Raw genomic sequence first — 17,526 nt, 5'->3', positions numbered from 1 at the left:
TAACAGGCCCGGCGAGGCTCTCGGCAATATCTACAAGCCGTTTTGAAATACCTGCCGCTTCCATCAAGGCCCCCGCCAGTACAAAAGCTGGCAGAGCCATTAACGGGAAATTACCCACAGAAGTAAATGCGATTTGCACCAAGGCAATCGGATTTTTGTCCAACACAAGGTAGGCAGCCATCGAGGCCCCTGCCAGTGACACGGTGATTGGTGCGCCCAATATCAGCATCACCAAAAAGCCACCAAATAATATGAGAGTAAGATATCCTTCCATGAATGGCCCCTATCCTCTAGCCTGCTGTCTTCTGGATTTGATAATCCGGCTTTTGAACCTGATGCTGTTGATTCTGAACTTGCAGCTTCTGAATTTTCTTGATTTCTTTGGCATCCGGGTCAATGGCTTCAACCCCTTTGAACAAGCGTTCGTAGTTATTCCACAGGATCCGGATCGTCATCAAAGTAAAAGCGATCGGCAGGATCATGTAGAAATACTTCATAGGGATACCCGTTGTCTGCGACTTCCAGAACAGGTTCATCTTGTTAAAGACGAAATCGTAGCTGAGATAGACGAAATAGCCGTTGAATAACACCCAAAGCAGGTCAGCAATGGTTTCGCATACGGTTTTTACAATCGGAGGGAAAAACTTAAAGTGAAAACTTACCCGGTTGTGTGCAGACATCTTTGCAGCGACTACCGCCCCCAAATAGGCAAACCAGACAAACATGTATGTGGCAACTTCATCCCCCCAAGGAATTGAGTATTGGAAAAACTGGCGCAACAAGATCTGCGCGAACAACAACAAGACAAATAAAGCCAATAATAAGCAACAGGTGTATTCTTCAATATTATTCAGGTGCTTTTTTATAGTATGGATAACAGACATAAAGCCTCCGGCGTATCCCTGATCCTTATTCTTGGTATACATCAGGGGAAAATGGACTCATGCTCTGCACCAATACTCAAGGACATCGAGAACAAAGCAAAGCATGAGTAATTCACTAAATTAACGTCCTAATAGCTTCAGTGTGTTATCTAGTTTTTCTTTGCCGCCAATACTGGTGTAGAACTTAGGCCAGACACTTTGGGTCACTTTTTCAATCCACTCTTTCTCGTCGTTGGCAGGATCGGTAAAGACCATTCCTTTGGACTCTAGATCTTTACGGATCTTATCTTCTGTATTCTGCAGATAAGTGAAACTGTGCTCGGTCGCTTCCTTGCCTGCCGCCAGAATATTAGCCTGCATTTCTGGAGATTGTTGCTGGAATACCGATTCACTCACGATAAGAGGTTCTAGCGAGAAGATGTAGCGAATATTGGTGACATATTTCTGAACTTCATCGAATTTCATCGCATAAACAGTAATATAAGGATTATCCTGTCCATCGACTACTCCCTGTTGAAGACCGGTGAAGGTTTCTGACCAAGCCATCGGGGTTGGATTCACCCCCCATGCCTGATAAGAGGCAATCATGATTTCATTTCGCGGAACACGAATAACCAGCCCTTTCAGATCTTCCGGTGAGGCAACAGGGCGTTTTGAATTGGTCAGTACGCGGAAGCCTGAATACGCCCAGCCGATAATCCTGACACCTGCATCACGAATGGTGTTGTCTACCAACTCCTGGCCCACTTCCCCCTGTGTCAGCAGTTTCGCTTCGTCGGCACTTTGAATCACATAAGGCATAGTGAGCAGGCCAACCGTCGGGGAAAACGGTGTCACGTTATTAATTGCCAGAATCGAAAAGTCCAATAAACCAATGGCTGCATTGTTGACCGTATCTTGTTCATTACCCAATTGACCATTTGGGAACAAATCGACTTTCACTTCCCCATTGGTTTTTTCATCCAGTAATTGGCTAAATGTTGTACCTAACTCCCACTGTGTACCACCAGCTGCATCACCGATAGCCATTTTAAAGTTTTTTGCAAATACACCGGATGATGCAAATGCCATAGAGACAGCAGCAATTAGACTAACAATTTTCTTTTTCTGGAATTTCATAGTCGTGACCTTTTATTTTGTTTCGCATTATTCGCGTTATAGATAAAGGTGACCACGGTACAACGTACTGAGACATCCTGGTCGTGTTGTGTCTTTGTTGTATTGCTTTTTCGTACAGCTCTGTTGTGTAGTTCTTTGTATTGCAAGTAATTCAACTATTTTGCATAGCTTGAAAGGGGTTAAAGCACTTCGTCTTTAAGGTGGTACCATCGATATAAGAACCGCTGTCCAAAGCGCCTGAATGGGGCAAAAGCTTCGGACTCAACCATCTCCTGAATATTGGGAAATGGCAATTTAGACTGAAAAATAGGTAGGTTAAGATCTTTACCTTCACCGGCAATCCATTGCGCCAAACGCTTACCCGCCTGCGCAGAATACATCACACCATTGCCACCGTAACCCAATGCGTAATATATCGATTGGTTTGCGTTCGGCTGATAGATCCTAGGCATCATATCGTGGCTAACATCCACCCATCCCCACCAGGAATAATCGACTTGGATGTTTGCCAAAGCTGGAAACTTTCTCGCCAAATCTGCTTTCAGCATATCTTCATATATTTTTTCGGGTGCCGCTTTGCCAGTAATCGCACTGCGTGTTCCAATTTGAACCCGGTTATCAGGTAGTAAGCGGTAGTAGTGGCGTAACACACGTGTATCAGTAATGACCTGATTGGTTCGGAAGTTACACGCTGCTATCTCTGACTCAGTCAGTGGGCGTGTGACCATAGAGTTCGACAATATAGGTAATAAGCGGTTTTTTAATTGGCTATGTAAACCTTGCGAGGTATACCCCCCCGTTGCCACTCCGACCGCCCTTGCTTTCACTATACCGCCAGGGGTTTTTAGGTAGTGAATACCATTGCGTGTTTCCCAACCAATAACCGGACTTGCTGGATGAACCGTCGCCCCTAATGCCCTGGCTTTCTTTAGGTAACCGAAAGCCAGTTTACCTGCATGGATTCCAATCCCTTCTGGCTCATGCATTGCGCCAGCGGCTTCCTGATCACCGACAAGCTGCTTTTTCACAGTATCAGCATCAAGGATTTGCGCGTCATAGTTGAAGGTTTGACGCAGTAACTTTGCTTCTTTTTCCAGCGTCGGCATCACCTTAGCACGATGAGCAACATACAAGTGACCACCGGGCTGAGGTTCACAGTCGATATCCTTAATCAGACCCTTGAATGTTTCCATACCATCCAAACATTCTTCGTGCATACGAATTGCAGTATCTAAACCCCAGCGCTTTATCCATTGTGAGCGTTTTAAACGCCCGGATGCACATTGTGCCTGTCCACCATTGCGCGTACTGCACCCCCAACTTGCTCTATTTGCCTCAAGGACTGTCGCCTTGATACCGTACTGCTCTGCCAGGTGAATCGCCGTTGATAAGCCTGTATAACCCGAGCCGATAATCGCCACATCGACATCCACATCACTAAGGATTGGTCCGTCATCGGCTGGCGGCTCTCCCGCTGTTCCTACCCAGTAAGTGGGAGCATATTCTGTACCATGACCCGGTGTATTGGCGATCAGTGGATCATAGGCTGGATCATATTGCTCTTTTGCTGCTGTTGTTTGTTCTGATTGCTTATTGCTTGATTTATCGAGTACTACCCTTTCTTTCTCTACTGTTGAATCCATTTCAAGCTCCTTGGCCATGTTAAATCTTAATTAGGTTCAACTCAGGGTCTTAATTGGAATTAAAGAAAGAAGGACGGTCTTTGCGGAAGGCATTTTTTACTTGAATCTTGCCATCGACAAGAGTGAAGACATCAACCATTCGTGCTTCGATACGGCTGCCATCAGGTTTTGTGGCACAGAAAGTCGACTCCGAGACAGCTCGATCGCCACTGACAAAGTGAACTCCATCGAGCCAAGCGGCATCTGGGAAGTTTTTCCAGACTTGCTGAAAACTCTCTTTTACCGCGTCCCTACCGTTGAAAGTATTACCTTGAAGCTCAGGGCCTGCAGCTGTATGGAACGTGCAATCATCCGTCACAAATGTCATCAGGGCATCAATATCATGGTTATTCCATGCTTGGCTGAATGCTTGTAAAAATTCGATGCTGACTTCATCGCGTTGCTTTTCTACAGACTGAGTATTCATTGTTATATCCTTATCGTTTTATACATGAAACAGACAATTTCACCAGCCACAATGTTAAATTTTGGTTAACATATACCCCTACTAACATACCGTCAAATCATATTCTCAATTTCGAGACTTGGCGTTAGCTGGCTAATCTTCAAAGAGTAATTTCAATTTTCGCTTTTAATCAATCCAGCCAACTTAACAATTCGTTAACCTAAAGCTAGTTGTCGACCTTATCTCAGTCAACGTTAAATTTCAAAAATTGAGATGATTTATTTCAAAAATCAATAAACGTGAGTTACATCAACAAAAGGAGACGATGATCAATCAAAATCAAAGTCACTGGTATAGGTATGGCGGTATTGCTGGAACCCGCCTTTGATATCCCTCTGGTTCAGAGCATGAAGGGAATCATCCAAGGCTTCACCTTGTTGGTAATCAAACAAATTGGTTTCAAGCAGGGAGTCGGTGGAACTCCCTCCACCAACAGCGTTCTCTTTACTTTCAACGGGAGCTTGTTCGAAAAGCTTATTGATATGCAGGCATAACCCCGTGAGATCTGGGTAAATCAATTGTTCATTAATTCCGCACTTATCCAACTCCAACAGCAGGTTTTCTTTTACTTCGGAGAAAATAGGGATCTCATATAACTCATCACTTTCACCCGCTTCTATTTCAAACGGCGTGAAACGCTTGTTGGAATTTTGATTATTCACCGAAGGGTGCAAGCTGTACCAATTACTTTGCGCCTTAACCCTTGCGTATTCAACAGGTGGTTGAAAGACTTTTGTCTCAGTAATTTCATACGGGTCCCCAGCCATAACTTGTTGCTTTCTTGCATTGGCTTTCAACACATAAACATGGGGCTGGTTACCTGGTGATTGGCAGGCAAACCACAGTGCAACCAAAGGGTTACTTGTCCAGTCCAGCAGTCTTGTCTTTAACCCGTGATGGTGGGCTTCAGACATAATATGCCAGTAGTCGTTTTTTTGAATCCTGAGTTTATTTTTTCCCAAGCGATAGAAACAATCGAGCATGTCTTTCTCTTGGCCAATCGTGGAGATATTTTCAGCCCCCCGTGCGATGGAAGGAAGCAGTGATTTTCGTTTATTTGGCTGCCCCCTGAATAAGAGAAGCTCTCCATCTTGTGTTAATTCATCAATAAGCGTGAGGTATTTGGTAACAGAACCAATATAAGGCAGAGAATTCATTTTCTTTCTCCATATTTAAAAAATCATTCGCCCCAGATACACAACAACTAACATGTATGTGGCAATAAACAGTGCATTTCCCATTAGCAGTGCTATCGGTTTCCAGCCCAGTTCAGACAGTTTCTCAAATGAGGTTTTTACCCCTAGGGCTGCTATTGAGATAACCAAACACCACTTGGAAATATCTGAACTCATTTCAACGGCAACAGGCGGTATCCAGCCAAGGCTGTTGACAATAACTAGCCCGATAAATACCAATAAGAAAAATGGAACCAGTGGTTGCTTGCCTGCTTTATTACTGCCACTCGCCTGCCTTGCTGAGCGGAACCAAAAGGCAAACACCACCACGACCGGCATTAACAATGCGACCCTAAACATCTTGGCTAGCGTTGCAGAGTCCCCAACTTCTGGTGAAATCATAAATCCTGCCCCTACGACCTGGGCAACATCGTGAATAGAACCACCGAGAAAAAGTCCAGCTTCTGAGCGGCTTAGTTCAAGTACAGAAACCACCAGCGGATAAAGCACCATAGCGATAGTTGAAAGCGCTGCCACGCCAATGGCCGTTAACAAGGTGTAATGCTCATTTTCCCGGTTCTGTGGCAAGGTCGAAGAGATTGCCATTGCAGCCGAAATCCCACATATCCCCGTAGCACCGCCCGATAAAATCCCGAGCATCGACGGCAAACGAAGTAGTTTCGCCAACAACAAACTAAAGCCAATCGTCAGCACTACGGCACCCGCCAACGCTGTCACTCCCAGCGCGCCAATAGCGTGTACATCACTGATGGCAATTCGAACGCCTAGCAATGCCACCCCCACTCGTACCAACTTCTTTGCCGACACTTCAATACCAGGCTGGCATTTAGGGTTATCCGATAAAAAGTGGAACGAGATACCAATTAACAGCGCGTAGAGAAAGGTAGGTCCTCCATATTGGGCCGAGACAAACGATGCAGCAGCAGCAATTACAACGCACAACAATAAACCTGGAACAAACTCATTCAAACCGGACAGCAAAGGCTTTGGAAGCTTTAACGCACGTTCGGTCATGTGGCACCTCCACGTCAGGTATAAAGTAAGCCCAACTCCTACTGCTGGTCAGGCTCCAAATTGACTCGCAATTACACGTAGTCTTTATACTTGTCGAGGAAACGCACTGGCTTCGATAGTGCGTCGCGGCGGAACGGGTCGCCCAGTTCTTGGGTACACATAATTTCGATAATGGTGGTCTTGCCTTCGTTCATCTGCATATCGATAGCTTTTTGCAGGGCCGGGCCAACATCTTCCAAACGGTCTACCGTAATACCTTCCGCGCCCATGGCACGTCCGATTTCCGCAAAGCTCTGATTATCCAGTTCACCAGCAACAAAGCGGCGGTTGTAGAAATCAACTTGGTTCTTTTTCTCGGCCCCCCACTGTCGGTTGTGGAAGACTACTGCCGTCACCGGAATGTTATGGCGTACACAAGTCATGGTTTCCATCAAACTCATCCCCCATGCACCATCACCGGCATAAGAAATGGCGGGACGATGCGGTGCGGCAACTTTGGCCCCGATAATGGTTGGGAAAGCGTAGCCGCAGTTACCAAAGCTCATGGCTGCAAAGAAGCTACGTGGTTTTTCAAAGCGCAAGTAACTATTAGCAATCGAATTGATATTGCCGATATCGGTCGACACCATCACATCTTCAGGCATGGCTTTTTCAAGTTCACGCAGTACCTGACGCGGGTGCAAGTATTCGCCGCCTGAGAATGGTTTTTCCTGCGCATTTTGCTCAATCATATCCAAGCTGAATGGGTCGCGCTCATGGGTCCACTCATCGAGCTCTTTTTCCCAAACTTCTTTCTCTGCTTGAACCTTGTTGAAACGCTCATCTTTGGTCGCATCACATGCTAGGCTTCGGCCTTCAAGGCGCTCTGCCAGTGCAACGGCTGATGCCTTGGCATCTCCACAAATACCAACCGAGATCTTCTTCACCAAACCAAGCATCTTGTGGTCGGCGTCGATTTGAATAATCTTGGCATCTTTCGGCCAGTATTCCATGCCATGCTGCGGTAGAGTGCCAAATGGACCAAGGCGTGAACCCAGAGCAATCACCACATCTGCTTGCGAGATCAGCTTCATGGCCGCTTTCGAACCTTGATAGCCCAGAGGACCACACCATAGAGGATGGCTTGCTGGGAACGAGTCATTATGCAAGTAACTGTTCACCACTGGTGCGCCCAGTCGCTCAGCCAGTGCTTTACACTCTTCCACGGCATCGGCCATTACTACACCGCCACCGGAAATAATGACCGGGAATTTAGCTTCGGCAAGAAGATCAGCGGCATCATTTAGACTCTGATCACCACCTGGTCCACGGTCAAGACGGGCAGGTTTTGGAATTTCACAATTGATTTCACCATAGAAGTAGTCACGCGGGATGTTTAGCTGGGTTGGGCCCATTTCACTCATAGCACGATCAAAACAGCGCCCCGTATATTCCGCCATGCGTGAAGGGTGTGTCACATGACCTTGGTATTTAGTGAACTCCTGGAACATTGGTAACTGATTACATTCTTGGAACCCACCCAACCCCATTGTCGTCGTGCCTGTTTCCGGCGTCACAATAACAACCGGACTGTGCGCCCAATAAGCTGCTGCAATAGCGGTTACACAGTTACTGATACCTGGTCCATTCTGACCGATAACCACACCGTGGTTACCCGACACACGCGAAAAGCCATCTGCCATATGCGCCGCACCCTGCTCATGCACCACAGGGATCAATCGAATACCGGCTGGCGCGAATATGTCCATCGCATCCATAAAGGCTGAGCCCATAATGCCGAACATATCTGTCACCCCATTGGCAACCATAGTTTCAACAAAGGCTTCTGATGGGGTCATTTTTGTTGGGCCAGTTACAACTGTACGTGCATCTTGTTCGCTCATTCTTTGTATCTCCTTGATGATGGACATTCCAACTTAATGAAACATTTCGTCTCGATATTTCGAATTCATGTAAACACTAGACGCTCGCAATTTAACCGTCAACAAAAAATTAACAATTGATACGATTTATTCCATTTTTTGATACAGGAGCATCAATTTCATCATTAGGTGGTTTCGAAATGTCTTATCGTGGCAAACAATGAGATGCCAATACGTAGAGATAAAGGAAGTGATATGGTGGATTTTGAGATAACCAAACCCGATATGATGGTTTCTGTCAGGGAAGTATTTGGAATCGAAACCGATTTACGCGTGCCTGCTTTTAGCACCCGTGATGATCACGTACCGGAAATCGATCACGCCTATCGATTTAACCCCGAAGTCACTCTGGCGATTTTGGCCGGTTTTGCCCAAGACCGCAGAACCATGATCCAAGGCATGCACGGAACAGGAAAATCAACCCACATCGAACAAGTAGCAGCCCGACTCAATTGGCCTTGTGTCAGGGTTAATTTAGATGGTCACCTAAGCCGGTTGGATTTGGTCGGCAAAGATACCATTGTGATCAGGGATGGTAAGCAAGTGACCGAATTCCAAGAAGGGATTGTTCCTTGGTCACTGCAACGCCCCGTCGCACTTATCTTTGATGAATACGATGCTGGAAGGCCCGATGTCATGTTCGTGATCCAAAGGATCTTGGAGAGAGATGGTAAGTTCACTTTACTCGACCAAAACAAAGTCATTCACCCGCACAGCGCCTTTCGGTTATTCGCTACCTCCAACACCGTTGGTCTCGGCAACCTGTCAGGCCTTTATCATGGCACCCAAACCCTAAACCACGCCCAAATTGACCGTTGGAATATCGTCGCCACACTAAATTACCTACCTCCGGAAGAAGAAGCGGCCATTGTTTTATCTCGCGTGCCCGGCAAAGACAGTGAGAGTGGAAGAAAATTAATCAACCAGATGGTTACTATGGCAGGCCTTACTCGAAAAGGTTTCGCTGCTGGCGATCTCTCTACCTTGATGTCTCCTCGTACTGTTATCACTTGGGCAGAGAACTGTGAAATTTTTAACAGTCCTGCCCTCGCCTTCCGTTTGTCGTTTCTCAATAAATGTGATGATTTCGAGCGCCCTATCATCGGCGAATATTATCAGCGCTGTTTCAATCAAGAACTCGATGAGTCTTGGCTCGTTCATGCAGGAGCCTCACAATGAAATCGGCCCCGTCAACTAATCAACGAGAACGACAGAAACACCAGCAATTGCTTGAAGCTTCTGGCAGAGCTTTGAGTGAGGAATTAGCGCTTCATTATCGCGGGGAGTCTCTCTATGTGGACAATGAACATATTCCCGTTTACGCCGCCCACCTTCGAAATACCCTAGCACTCGTTGAAGGCAACAATAGAGAGCAACGCGGCAAGATCGATGCGATATCACTACGTTTACGCTATTCAGATTCAAAACTCCATCGTCAATTAATACCTGACGACCCCATCACACGACTGATTTTTGAAGCCTTGGAGCAATTAAGATGCGAAAGTTACTTGTGTGAGGATCATATAAACGAAAACCTACCCGGTCTTTGCGCCAATATTGAGCATAACTTCGCCGAATGGTCGAGACAGTTTTATCATTCCGGTTTAGCGGATACCCATATCGGCCTGTTGTTGTTTACCGTAGTGCAGATTGTCCGCTCGCGGCTACATGCCCAGGCTATCGATGAGTCTTTAGAAGATTTCATCGAAGCTACACGAGCAGGTATTGTTCCGATAATTGGTGGGGATTTAACCGGGTTAAGACGACATCGCCGTAACCAACAGGCCTATGCTCATCATGCCATTTGGCTAGGTTCAGCTATTAGCAAAATGATTGAAGCTGAGCAAAGCCAAACTGACTCGATAACTGAGTCACAGCTCGATAAGGCAGAATCTGCACTGTCATTTTTGCTCAATTTCGATCAGGGTGAAGAAATACCGATGGCGATTGCACAAAGTGGCCACAGCAAGGTGTTTAATAACAGTCACGGCACTTACCAGATCTTTACTACCCAATACGATCGCGAAGTACATGCATCGAAACTGGTTCGTAAAGCATTACTCGTTACTTTACGTGAAGAACTTGATGAGCGTATCCAGCAACAAGGGATAAATATCAAACAGCTATCAAGGCAACTTTCAGCCTTGCTGTCTTCTCCCCAGCGTGACGGTTGGCTATATGGCGAAGAAGACGGGTATATAGACGGCAGAAGGCTAAGCCAATTAGTCAGCTCCCCCAATGAACGCCGCATCTTTTGTCACGAATACTATCGCCCTATGCCAAATAGTATTGTCAGCTTTCTCATCGACTGCTCAGGGTCAATGCGCGAACACATAAACTCTATCGCTATGTTGATAGATACCATGGTCAAAGCACTCGGCCATGCCGGTATCAGCAGTGAAGTATTAGGTTTTACCACAAACAGTTGGAACGGCGGCAAAGCGTATACTGACTGGCTCAAGCAAAGAAAACCAGATTCTCCCGGTCGATTAAATGAAAGTTGCCACCTCATATTCAAACCAGCAGAAAGCCATTGGCGGCATACCCGAAAAGATATTTCTGCACTGTTGAAAGCAGATTTATTCAAAGAAGGAATGGATGGCGAAGCCGTGTTATGGGCTTGCAAGCGACTAACCCAACGAGAAGAGCCCAGAAAACTGCTGCTTGTCATATCCGATGGCTGCCCTATGGATACCGCCACCAACCTCGCTAACGACAAGTATTATTTGGACAACCACCTCAAACAAGTCGTAGCCCAATATCATGCAAACCGGGAAGTCGAAATTATAGGGCTAGGTGTAGGGTTAGATCTCAGCCCCTATTACCGACAGAGTCTGGCTTTGGACTTTAATGAGTCGTCGATTCAACACAACATTAATGAGATTATTGCCTTGCTTAAAAAGCAAAGTAGGTAGACAGGATATAAGCACAGCTGTACTTTAATCATTATTTTCTCAATGATATCTATTAGTATGAATAACGTCATTATCCTATTTGGTGTCAATGGCTCAGGGAAGTCACACATTGCAAAGCTGATCCAAAAAGAGTTTGGATATCAATATATCTCCATAGAGGAGTTCTTCATTGAAAACTATGGGGGTGTGGAGAACTATAGGAAAAACTCAAAGCAGGCTTGGAAGCTATTGAAGGCGCATATCGACAGTCAAGTTGCCTTAAACCGAAAAGTCTGTTTTGAGTTAGTTTTCCCTGAACTTGAAAACATACTCATTGACTATGAGAACCCTACAATAGACTACAAGTTCGTTAGGGTAGATGTCTCATTGGAGACGTCTCTGTCACGAGTAGATTCCAGAGGCTTGCGGCAGAACTTTCCGAAATCTCGCGAATTTGTTACGCAGACATACAACAAGTTCTACTCAGAGCAATATAAGCAGTTTCCTTTTGATCTCCAAATACACAATGAGAATATACCTGAAGTGGTGTTGATAGAAAGTTTAAAAAACATCTTACCATAGAGCAGGCTTAGGACAGGACCGCATTGATTATTGCAATACGGTCCAAGGCAGTAAACCACTAGCTTAGTTACACGGACTGGCACCCCACCTGAACTGCCAATTACTAGATAGTGTCAATGAGTAGAATTACGGTATTGGATTGGGGTCATACCTGTTTTCGCTTTAAACAACTTTGACAGATGTTGTGGGTACTCAAAGCCAAGTCCGTAAGCGATTTGGCTCACTTGCATATTGGTGCTTAGCAGTGCGTTTTTGATCCGCTCAATAACATGGTCCTGAATATATTGCTGAGCGTTCCTTCCAGTAGCATTTTTTACCATATCACTGAGATAATTACTCGACATACACATAACCTGGCTCAGATATTTCACTGTCGGTAACCCACTTTCTAGCACCTTTTCCGAATCAAAGTAATCTCGCAAAATAGCATCGACTTTTTCCATCAAATCCAGGTTGTGATTTTGTCGGATGATAAATTGGCGCTCATAAAATCGGGTACAGTAATTTAGCATTAGCTCAATATTGGAGACGATAAGCTTCTGGGTATGTTTATCTATATTCTGGTTATACTCTTCTTCTATCTGACAAGCCAACTCACCCAAAATCCGCTTTTCTCGCTCTGACACATGCAAAGCTTCATGGGTGTCATAAGAGAAAAAAGAGTAGCTTTCCATTTGGTTAGCCAGCCCGGAACGGCGGATCAGATCAGGGTGAAATAACAATGCCCACCCAGTTTCATCCTCAACACTTTCTGTATTGGTGTACTTTTGTGCTTGACCCGGTTTAGTGAAGACCATGCTTCCTTGGCTGTAATCATAATGATTACGTCCATAAGTGATGTCACCCTTGATACCAGACTTTAAAGCTATCTGATAGAAATCATACACATAGGTAAAATCACCATACTCATAGCCTGTCACTCTTTCATCTATCCGGATGAGCGATACCAATGGATGCATAGGAGGCGGCAAACCAAGCGATTGATGAATTTGATCGATAGCTTTGATATGGATAATGTCTGACATTGCTCGCCCAGTACTCTGATATTCATGCACTTAGTATAAATCTAGCACGCGCTGTTTAAGCGCCTTTGCCATTTTTTCATACTGATTTTGGGTATGGGTTTGATCCCAGAAATTGACCCACAATCCCGTATAGCTTTCATCAACTGTGAACTTTGTACCTGACTCATGAGGTACCAAGCGATAATGTTGGTCAAAAGTTATGATCCCCCAATACCCGCCTTTGTGGTTTAGGTGTGTCGTAGGCTCGATAGCTTGAACTCTGGAGGTAATATTGGCCGCTTTTTCGTCAGTTTCCTGAAACCGATAAGTGACTGAGTTGCCGACAGCCAAAGAGCCTTCTACTAGGGTTATGGCAGGGTTCCACTCATGATAACGTTCGATATCAACCAATACTTGCCACACTTTTTCAGGCGCACTCGGAATAACTATTTCAGTATGTACCGATTTTGAACCAAGCATGGCACTAAAAGACATACTGGCTGCCAGCAAGGCTTGTGAGCTTAATATAGCCATGGTTTACCTCCAGAGACTTGGGTCGAATTTATCGCACCATAAAATCAATAATTTTGTCGAACGCTCTATCGCTCAAAAAACGTCGCATCAACAGTGTTGTGGTAGAGAATTTGCCAGCGGCATAACGTGTTTTAGGTTTGGAGCTAGAAATGATCTCTTGGACAACCTTGGAAATCACAGAAGTGGGTGAACCTGCCCCATCTTTTCCAGACTCTTTCAAACTTAAATTGGCAACACGTTTTGCAAGATCTTGATAAGGCCCGTTGCCAGAATTGCCAAGAACTTGCTTGGACATTACCTCCGGGAACTCGGTTTTGATTGCGCCAGGCTCCAATACCACGACGTTGATTCCCTTGGGCTCCAGTTCAAGCCTCAGACAGTCAGTGAAGCCTTCAATGGCGTGTTTGCTTGCATGGTACCAAGCCCCCATTGGTGCATAAATTTTGCCGCCAATGGAAGAAGTATTGATAATGGTGCCGGACTTAGCTTCCCGCATATATGGCGTGACCAACTGAGTTAAGCGCGCAAGACCAAACACATTGACATCAAACTGGTATTTGGCATCTTCCATACTTGTTTCTTCTACCGAACCATAAAGGCCATATCCGGCATTGTTCCATAGCACATCGATACGGCCACGCTCTTCAATAATTTGGTCGACACAACGCACAATGTCATCATCATTCGCTATATCAAGTTTTATAATCTTGCCGCCCAAAACATTGAGATCTTCCATCTCTTCAATACGCCGTGCCGCGCAATATACAATATGACCTTGGTTGATTAAGTCTTGGGCTGTGTCTTTACCCATCCCTGAGGATGCACCTGTGATCAAAATGACTTTTGGTGAGGTTACTTGAATCATGCTTGTTGTTCCGTTTCTTGTATTAATTTCGATCTGCTATACCAGCCTTTTCGATAGCTCTAAATTAGCTAACTGACGGCATATGCTTATTAAAATAGTCGCTGAGGTGTTGCGGATACTCACCCATCCAGTCGTATGCGGCTGCGCGGTTCTTGTCTAAATCCAGCATCATCATCTCTTTGTCACCACCAAGTAGCTGATAATATTCATTAACCGCAGTTAACTTGGTCCATGGGTCATTTTTGTTTTGAATAACAAGTGTTGGTATCTTGATGTTCGGCACAAATTCGAAAAAGGAACCGGATAGGTCTGCACCACCTCGCTTCATGTTGTACTTGTTTACCCGTTTGGTGAGAAAGTCAGGTATCCCCATTGCACTCATGTAGTCCAAATAACGGAGGGGTTGAACCGAGATCAGAGCCTTGATGTTTGGGTAGCTTTGCAGCCCATGTCCGAGGCCATATGCAAAAGCGGTTGAACTGGTACCCATGCAGATGCTAAGTAAGCCAATATCGCTGTTTTTATAAGTCGGGTGTGTTGTTATGTATTCGACGGCAGCAACAACATCATGTGATTCTTCGCAGCCCCAAGCAATGTATTCACTCACACCTTTCCCGCTATTACCATGGTTTCGCAAGTCATACATCAACACGCTGTAGCCTTGTTCAACGAGATGTTTGGCTTGTCTTAAAAAAGGAATATTCTTCTTATAAAGCTTGATCATCCCTTTACCATCAGGAGTATAACCTGCTCGACTGCACTGTACGCCAAAGTGAGATTGGATGATGACTTTGTCTGAGCCCCCTTCGATTAACCAACCAGAAAGCTCTACCCCGTCCAAAGTAGAAAAAGTAACGTCTTGGTACTGCAAACCATAATGTTCAGGCGTTTCGAATACCGGTGACTGGCCGCTTTTAGTCATCATATCTGCAAGGTATTTGGTGATCATAACCCACTCCTCTATACGCGATGCTGTAAGGCAGGTTCAGTATAAAGGGGCTTTGCTACAGAGGACGTATACATATCCCAGAAGGATGTATACATATCGAGCGACGAATAAGAGAGTATCCATAACTTGCGATAAAGCATTAAAAAAAACAATAAGTATCTACTTCATAAAATAGAGAGGATTCAGAATGGTACTTAGAAGTGAATTTGAATATACCTGAGTAGGCGTTTTCATTGAGTAGGAATAAGGCCGCATTGACTTACTTTCAATGCGGCCTTTTTTAATAGATCACCAGTGTAATGATTTCCTAGATGCCCCTGTCTTGCCATTTACTAAATATATTTAGCAAACCAATCCAGCATCATCTGTGGATTCTCGCCAAAGTAGTTGTACCCGTCGAAACGGCGCGTTGTGCCCTCTATCCAGAACAGCTCTTTGTCTGTGCTGCCCAGCAGATCAAAGGTCTTTTGGCCGTCTGCCGGGTTATCTGTCCATAGATCATCCCTAACTTGGGTCATCAGCACCGGCATTTTTACTGCATCCGCGAAAAACTGCGGGTTCATCTCTTTGTTGGTGTAACCACCAAACTTAATTTGCTCGAAATCCATCAGCTCAAGATAATCCCCTACCCCTTGCAGATTGGCAAAGGAGGTCATTAGGGCTTCCATCGAAACGGGAAGTGGCGCAAGCATGCATTTTATATTTTCAAACAACGCCGGATGCTTTTTGATTGCCTCAAACTGCGCATTGGCACCAGTACATTGGCTGTAGAGCGCAACATCCATTACACCTAGTTCCGGGTGATTATCAACGTATTGCTTTGCCCCGACACAGTCTCGCCACTCATAACGACCAATGCCGCAAATCCCACCGTTTGCCGTGCTGCTAGTGCCATGGTTACGTAAGTCGTAAGCAAGAACGTTGTACCCCGCTTTGACTAGGTGAGACCAGATTTTGACAAAATCGATTTTAATATCGTCCACATTACTCCAAGGCTGACCGAAATGACCGCAGAACCCGGCACGGGACATAGGCATGGGATGATTGGCGATAATCAACTTATTGGAGTTCTCTGCCCGCATCAACCACCCCTCCAGCGGGGTTCCGTCAGCGGATGGAAAGAACACATCTTCATAGCTCTCGATCCCCCAATCCTCAGGTTTGACAAACAATGGTGTCCTGAACATTGGTCTTACGGCAAATTCTGCTAAATACTTAACGGTAGCGAGTTGCTCTGGTGTAATGTTGCTTGAATCCATTTTGAGGTTCCTTCTGATTAAGCCTATTCTAATTGCATTAGTTTCAATGAATTAGAATTTAACTGCTTATCAATATAGGCCACTCTAGATACCAGCGTTAACTACAATGCTGCTCAATCAGTGTACATTCCTATCATCTGGTTGGTCGAGACGTTGTGTATTGCCTCTGGCGGTATATGCTCAAGTTTTACGACACTTTTACGACACATTGGGGCATGGGGGGCATGGTATGGATAATCAAAACCACGAATTATTAGCGCTTTTCAAGCAGGAGTATGGTCTTACCGACCAACAAGGTGTGATTCGCTCATATGTTGAAGGCGTAAATTTTTTCTGGAGTGAAAAGTCCGTGGACTTTAGCGCCATGGTTTATCCATCTGGGATTGGTTTTATTCTAAACGGCAGTAAGCAGGGCATTTTTGGCAACCAGCAATTCAATTATGACCCGAAGAATTTCCTGCTGGTGACAGTATCGACGCCGCTGATTTGCAAAACTATTGCCAGCAAAGAGAACCCGGTGTACGGCATCTTTCTTCAGTCAAATGCCTCTGTTGTGAAAGAGATGGTGATGGAAATGGGCGGTGATGCCGCATTACCAAACGTCACCACTCGCGGGGTTGAGCCTGTTCTTATCAATGATGATTTAAAGGGGGCAGTGTTGAGGCTGGCGAAAGCGCTTGTATCACCTGTCGATAGCAAGATCATTGGCGAATCCTTGATGAAAGAGGTGATTTACCGTGTGTTACAAAGTGAACATGGCCGGGCCTTGTTTGATGCAATGAGCCAAGATACCCCGAAGAACAAGATAGCCACAGTCGTCGATTATATTAAACAGTCCTATTCTGAGCGAATCACTGTCGACCACCTGGCCAACTTATCGAACATGAGTTCGAGTCATTTTCACCGAGAATTTCGCACCTTAATGGGCACCTCCCCCATTCAATTTATCAAACAGATCCGCTTGAGTAAGGCGCGAAGTCTGATCGTCCATGAAGGAAAGCAAGTGACAGTGGCAGCTGATGAGGTTGGATATAGGAACCTGTCGCAGTTCCATCGTGATTTTAAGGTTCATTTCCACGTTACCCCAACCCAAGCATCGAAAAGCGGATATGCTGAAATCGATATGTTTTCGACAGAGTAAGCAGTTAAACCATCA

Annotated in this window: 17 protein-coding genes; 4 read left to right on the top strand and 13 right to left on the bottom strand. The window is 45.3% G+C overall.

Going from position 1 to position 17,526, the window contains the following annotated elements; genetic code table 11:
- The 8 genes from BIZ37_RS13695 to xsc form a co-directional block, all read right to left on the bottom strand.
- Positions 1-274 (bottom strand): TRAP transporter large permease subunit (locus tag BIZ37_RS13695; protein WP_187461984.1); only part of this gene is annotated, 274 nt, incomplete at its 3' end.
- Between the two features lie 16 nt (positions 275-290).
- Entirely contained in the window at positions 291-884 is a 594-nt protein-coding gene (locus BIZ37_RS13690; RefSeq protein ID WP_187461983.1) for a TRAP transporter small permease, read from the bottom strand.
- A gap of 120 nt (positions 885-1,004) precedes the next feature.
- Positions 1,005-2,003 carry a TRAP transporter substrate-binding protein gene (locus BIZ37_RS13685; protein WP_187461982.1) on the bottom strand — a complete coding sequence of 333 codons (999 nt, stop codon included), beginning with the start codon at positions 2,001-2,003 and terminating at the stop codon, positions 1,005-1,007.
- Positions 2,004-2,182: 179 nt separating this feature from the next.
- Positions 2,183-3,646, bottom strand: a complete 1,464-nt coding sequence (locus BIZ37_RS13680) for an FAD-binding oxidoreductase (RefSeq protein WP_187461981.1) — start codon at positions 3,644-3,646, stop codon at positions 2,183-2,185.
- Between the two features lie 49 nt (positions 3,647-3,695).
- Positions 3,696-4,112: a nuclear transport factor 2 family protein gene (locus BIZ37_RS13675; RefSeq protein ID WP_187461980.1), complete on the bottom strand. Its 417-nt coding sequence runs from the start codon at positions 4,110-4,112 to the stop codon at positions 3,696-3,698.
- Positions 4,113-4,420: 308 nt separating this feature from the next.
- The gene (locus BIZ37_RS13670; RefSeq protein WP_187461979.1) at positions 4,421-5,308 is read right to left on the bottom strand and encodes an FRG domain-containing protein; all 888 of its coding nucleotides are present in this window, start codon (positions 5,306-5,308) and stop codon (positions 4,421-4,423) included.
- Between the two features lie 15 nt (positions 5,309-5,323).
- Complete coding sequence (locus tag BIZ37_RS13665; protein ID WP_187461978.1) at positions 5,324-6,361, bottom strand: YeiH family protein; 1,038 nt, start codon at positions 6,359-6,361, stop codon at positions 5,324-5,326.
- Positions 6,362-6,432: 71 nt separating this feature from the next.
- Positions 6,433-8,244: a sulfoacetaldehyde acetyltransferase gene (xsc, locus tag BIZ37_RS13660; RefSeq protein ID WP_187461977.1), complete on the bottom strand. Its 1,812-nt coding sequence runs from the start codon at positions 8,242-8,244 to the stop codon at positions 6,433-6,435.
- A 234-nt stretch (positions 8,245-8,478) separates the two neighbouring features.
- Between xsc and BIZ37_RS13655 the strand changes: the two genes are divergently transcribed.
- Genes BIZ37_RS13655 through BIZ37_RS13645 form a run of 3 tightly spaced genes read left to right on the top strand, consistent with a single transcriptional unit; the run spans position 8,479 to position 11,759 of the window.
- Positions 8,479-9,462 carry an AAA family ATPase gene (locus BIZ37_RS13655; RefSeq protein WP_187461976.1) on the top strand — a complete coding sequence of 328 codons (984 nt, stop codon included), beginning with the start codon at positions 8,479-8,481 and terminating at the stop codon, positions 9,460-9,462.
- Positions 9,459-11,198 carry a cobalt chelatase gene (locus tag BIZ37_RS13650; protein ID WP_187461975.1) on the top strand — a complete coding sequence of 580 codons (1,740 nt, stop codon included), beginning with the start codon at positions 9,459-9,461 and terminating at the stop codon, positions 11,196-11,198. The genes BIZ37_RS13655 and BIZ37_RS13650 overlap by 4 nt, the downstream gene beginning before the upstream one ends.
- A 57-nt stretch (positions 11,199-11,255) precedes the next feature.
- Complete coding sequence (locus BIZ37_RS13645; protein WP_187461974.1) at positions 11,256-11,759, top strand: hypothetical protein; 504 nt, start codon at positions 11,256-11,258, stop codon at positions 11,757-11,759.
- Positions 11,760-11,872: 113 nt separating this feature from the next.
- Here the strand turns inward: BIZ37_RS13645 and BIZ37_RS13640 are convergent, their stop codons facing one another.
- From BIZ37_RS13640 to BIZ37_RS13620, 5 genes are all read right to left on the bottom strand, one after another.
- Positions 11,873-12,784 carry an AraC family transcriptional regulator gene (locus tag BIZ37_RS13640; protein ID WP_187461973.1) on the bottom strand — a complete coding sequence of 304 codons (912 nt, stop codon included), beginning with the start codon at positions 12,782-12,784 and terminating at the stop codon, positions 11,873-11,875.
- A gap of 30 nt (positions 12,785-12,814) precedes the next feature.
- Positions 12,815-13,297, bottom strand: a complete 483-nt coding sequence (locus tag BIZ37_RS13635; RefSeq protein ID WP_187461972.1) for an SRPBCC family protein — start codon at positions 13,295-13,297, stop codon at positions 12,815-12,817.
- Between the two features lie 28 nt (positions 13,298-13,325).
- Entirely contained in the window at positions 13,326-14,162 is an 837-nt protein-coding gene (locus BIZ37_RS13630) for an oxidoreductase (protein WP_187461971.1), read from the bottom strand.
- A 64-nt stretch (positions 14,163-14,226) separates the two neighbouring features.
- Complete coding sequence (locus BIZ37_RS13625) at positions 14,227-15,111, bottom strand: alpha/beta hydrolase (protein WP_187461970.1); 885 nt, start codon at positions 15,109-15,111, stop codon at positions 14,227-14,229.
- Positions 15,112-15,443: 332 nt separating this feature from the next.
- Positions 15,444-16,370: a S9 family peptidase gene (locus tag BIZ37_RS13620; RefSeq protein ID WP_187461969.1), complete on the bottom strand. Its 927-nt coding sequence runs from the start codon at positions 16,368-16,370 to the stop codon at positions 15,444-15,446.
- 229 nt (positions 16,371-16,599) lie between these two features.
- Between BIZ37_RS13620 and BIZ37_RS13615 the strand changes: the two genes are divergently transcribed.
- Positions 16,600-17,511, top strand: a complete 912-nt coding sequence (locus BIZ37_RS13615) for an AraC family transcriptional regulator (RefSeq protein WP_187461968.1) — start codon at positions 16,600-16,602, stop codon at positions 17,509-17,511.
- The last annotated feature ends 15 nt before the right edge of the window (positions 17,512-17,526 follow it).

The organism is Photobacterium sp. BZF1 (genome assembly GCF_014349205.1).
GTDB lineage: Bacteria > Pseudomonadota > Gammaproteobacteria > Enterobacterales > Vibrionaceae > Photobacterium.
Note: the sequence above shows the minus strand (reverse complement) of the source record. Positions and strands in the feature narration are given on the sequence as shown.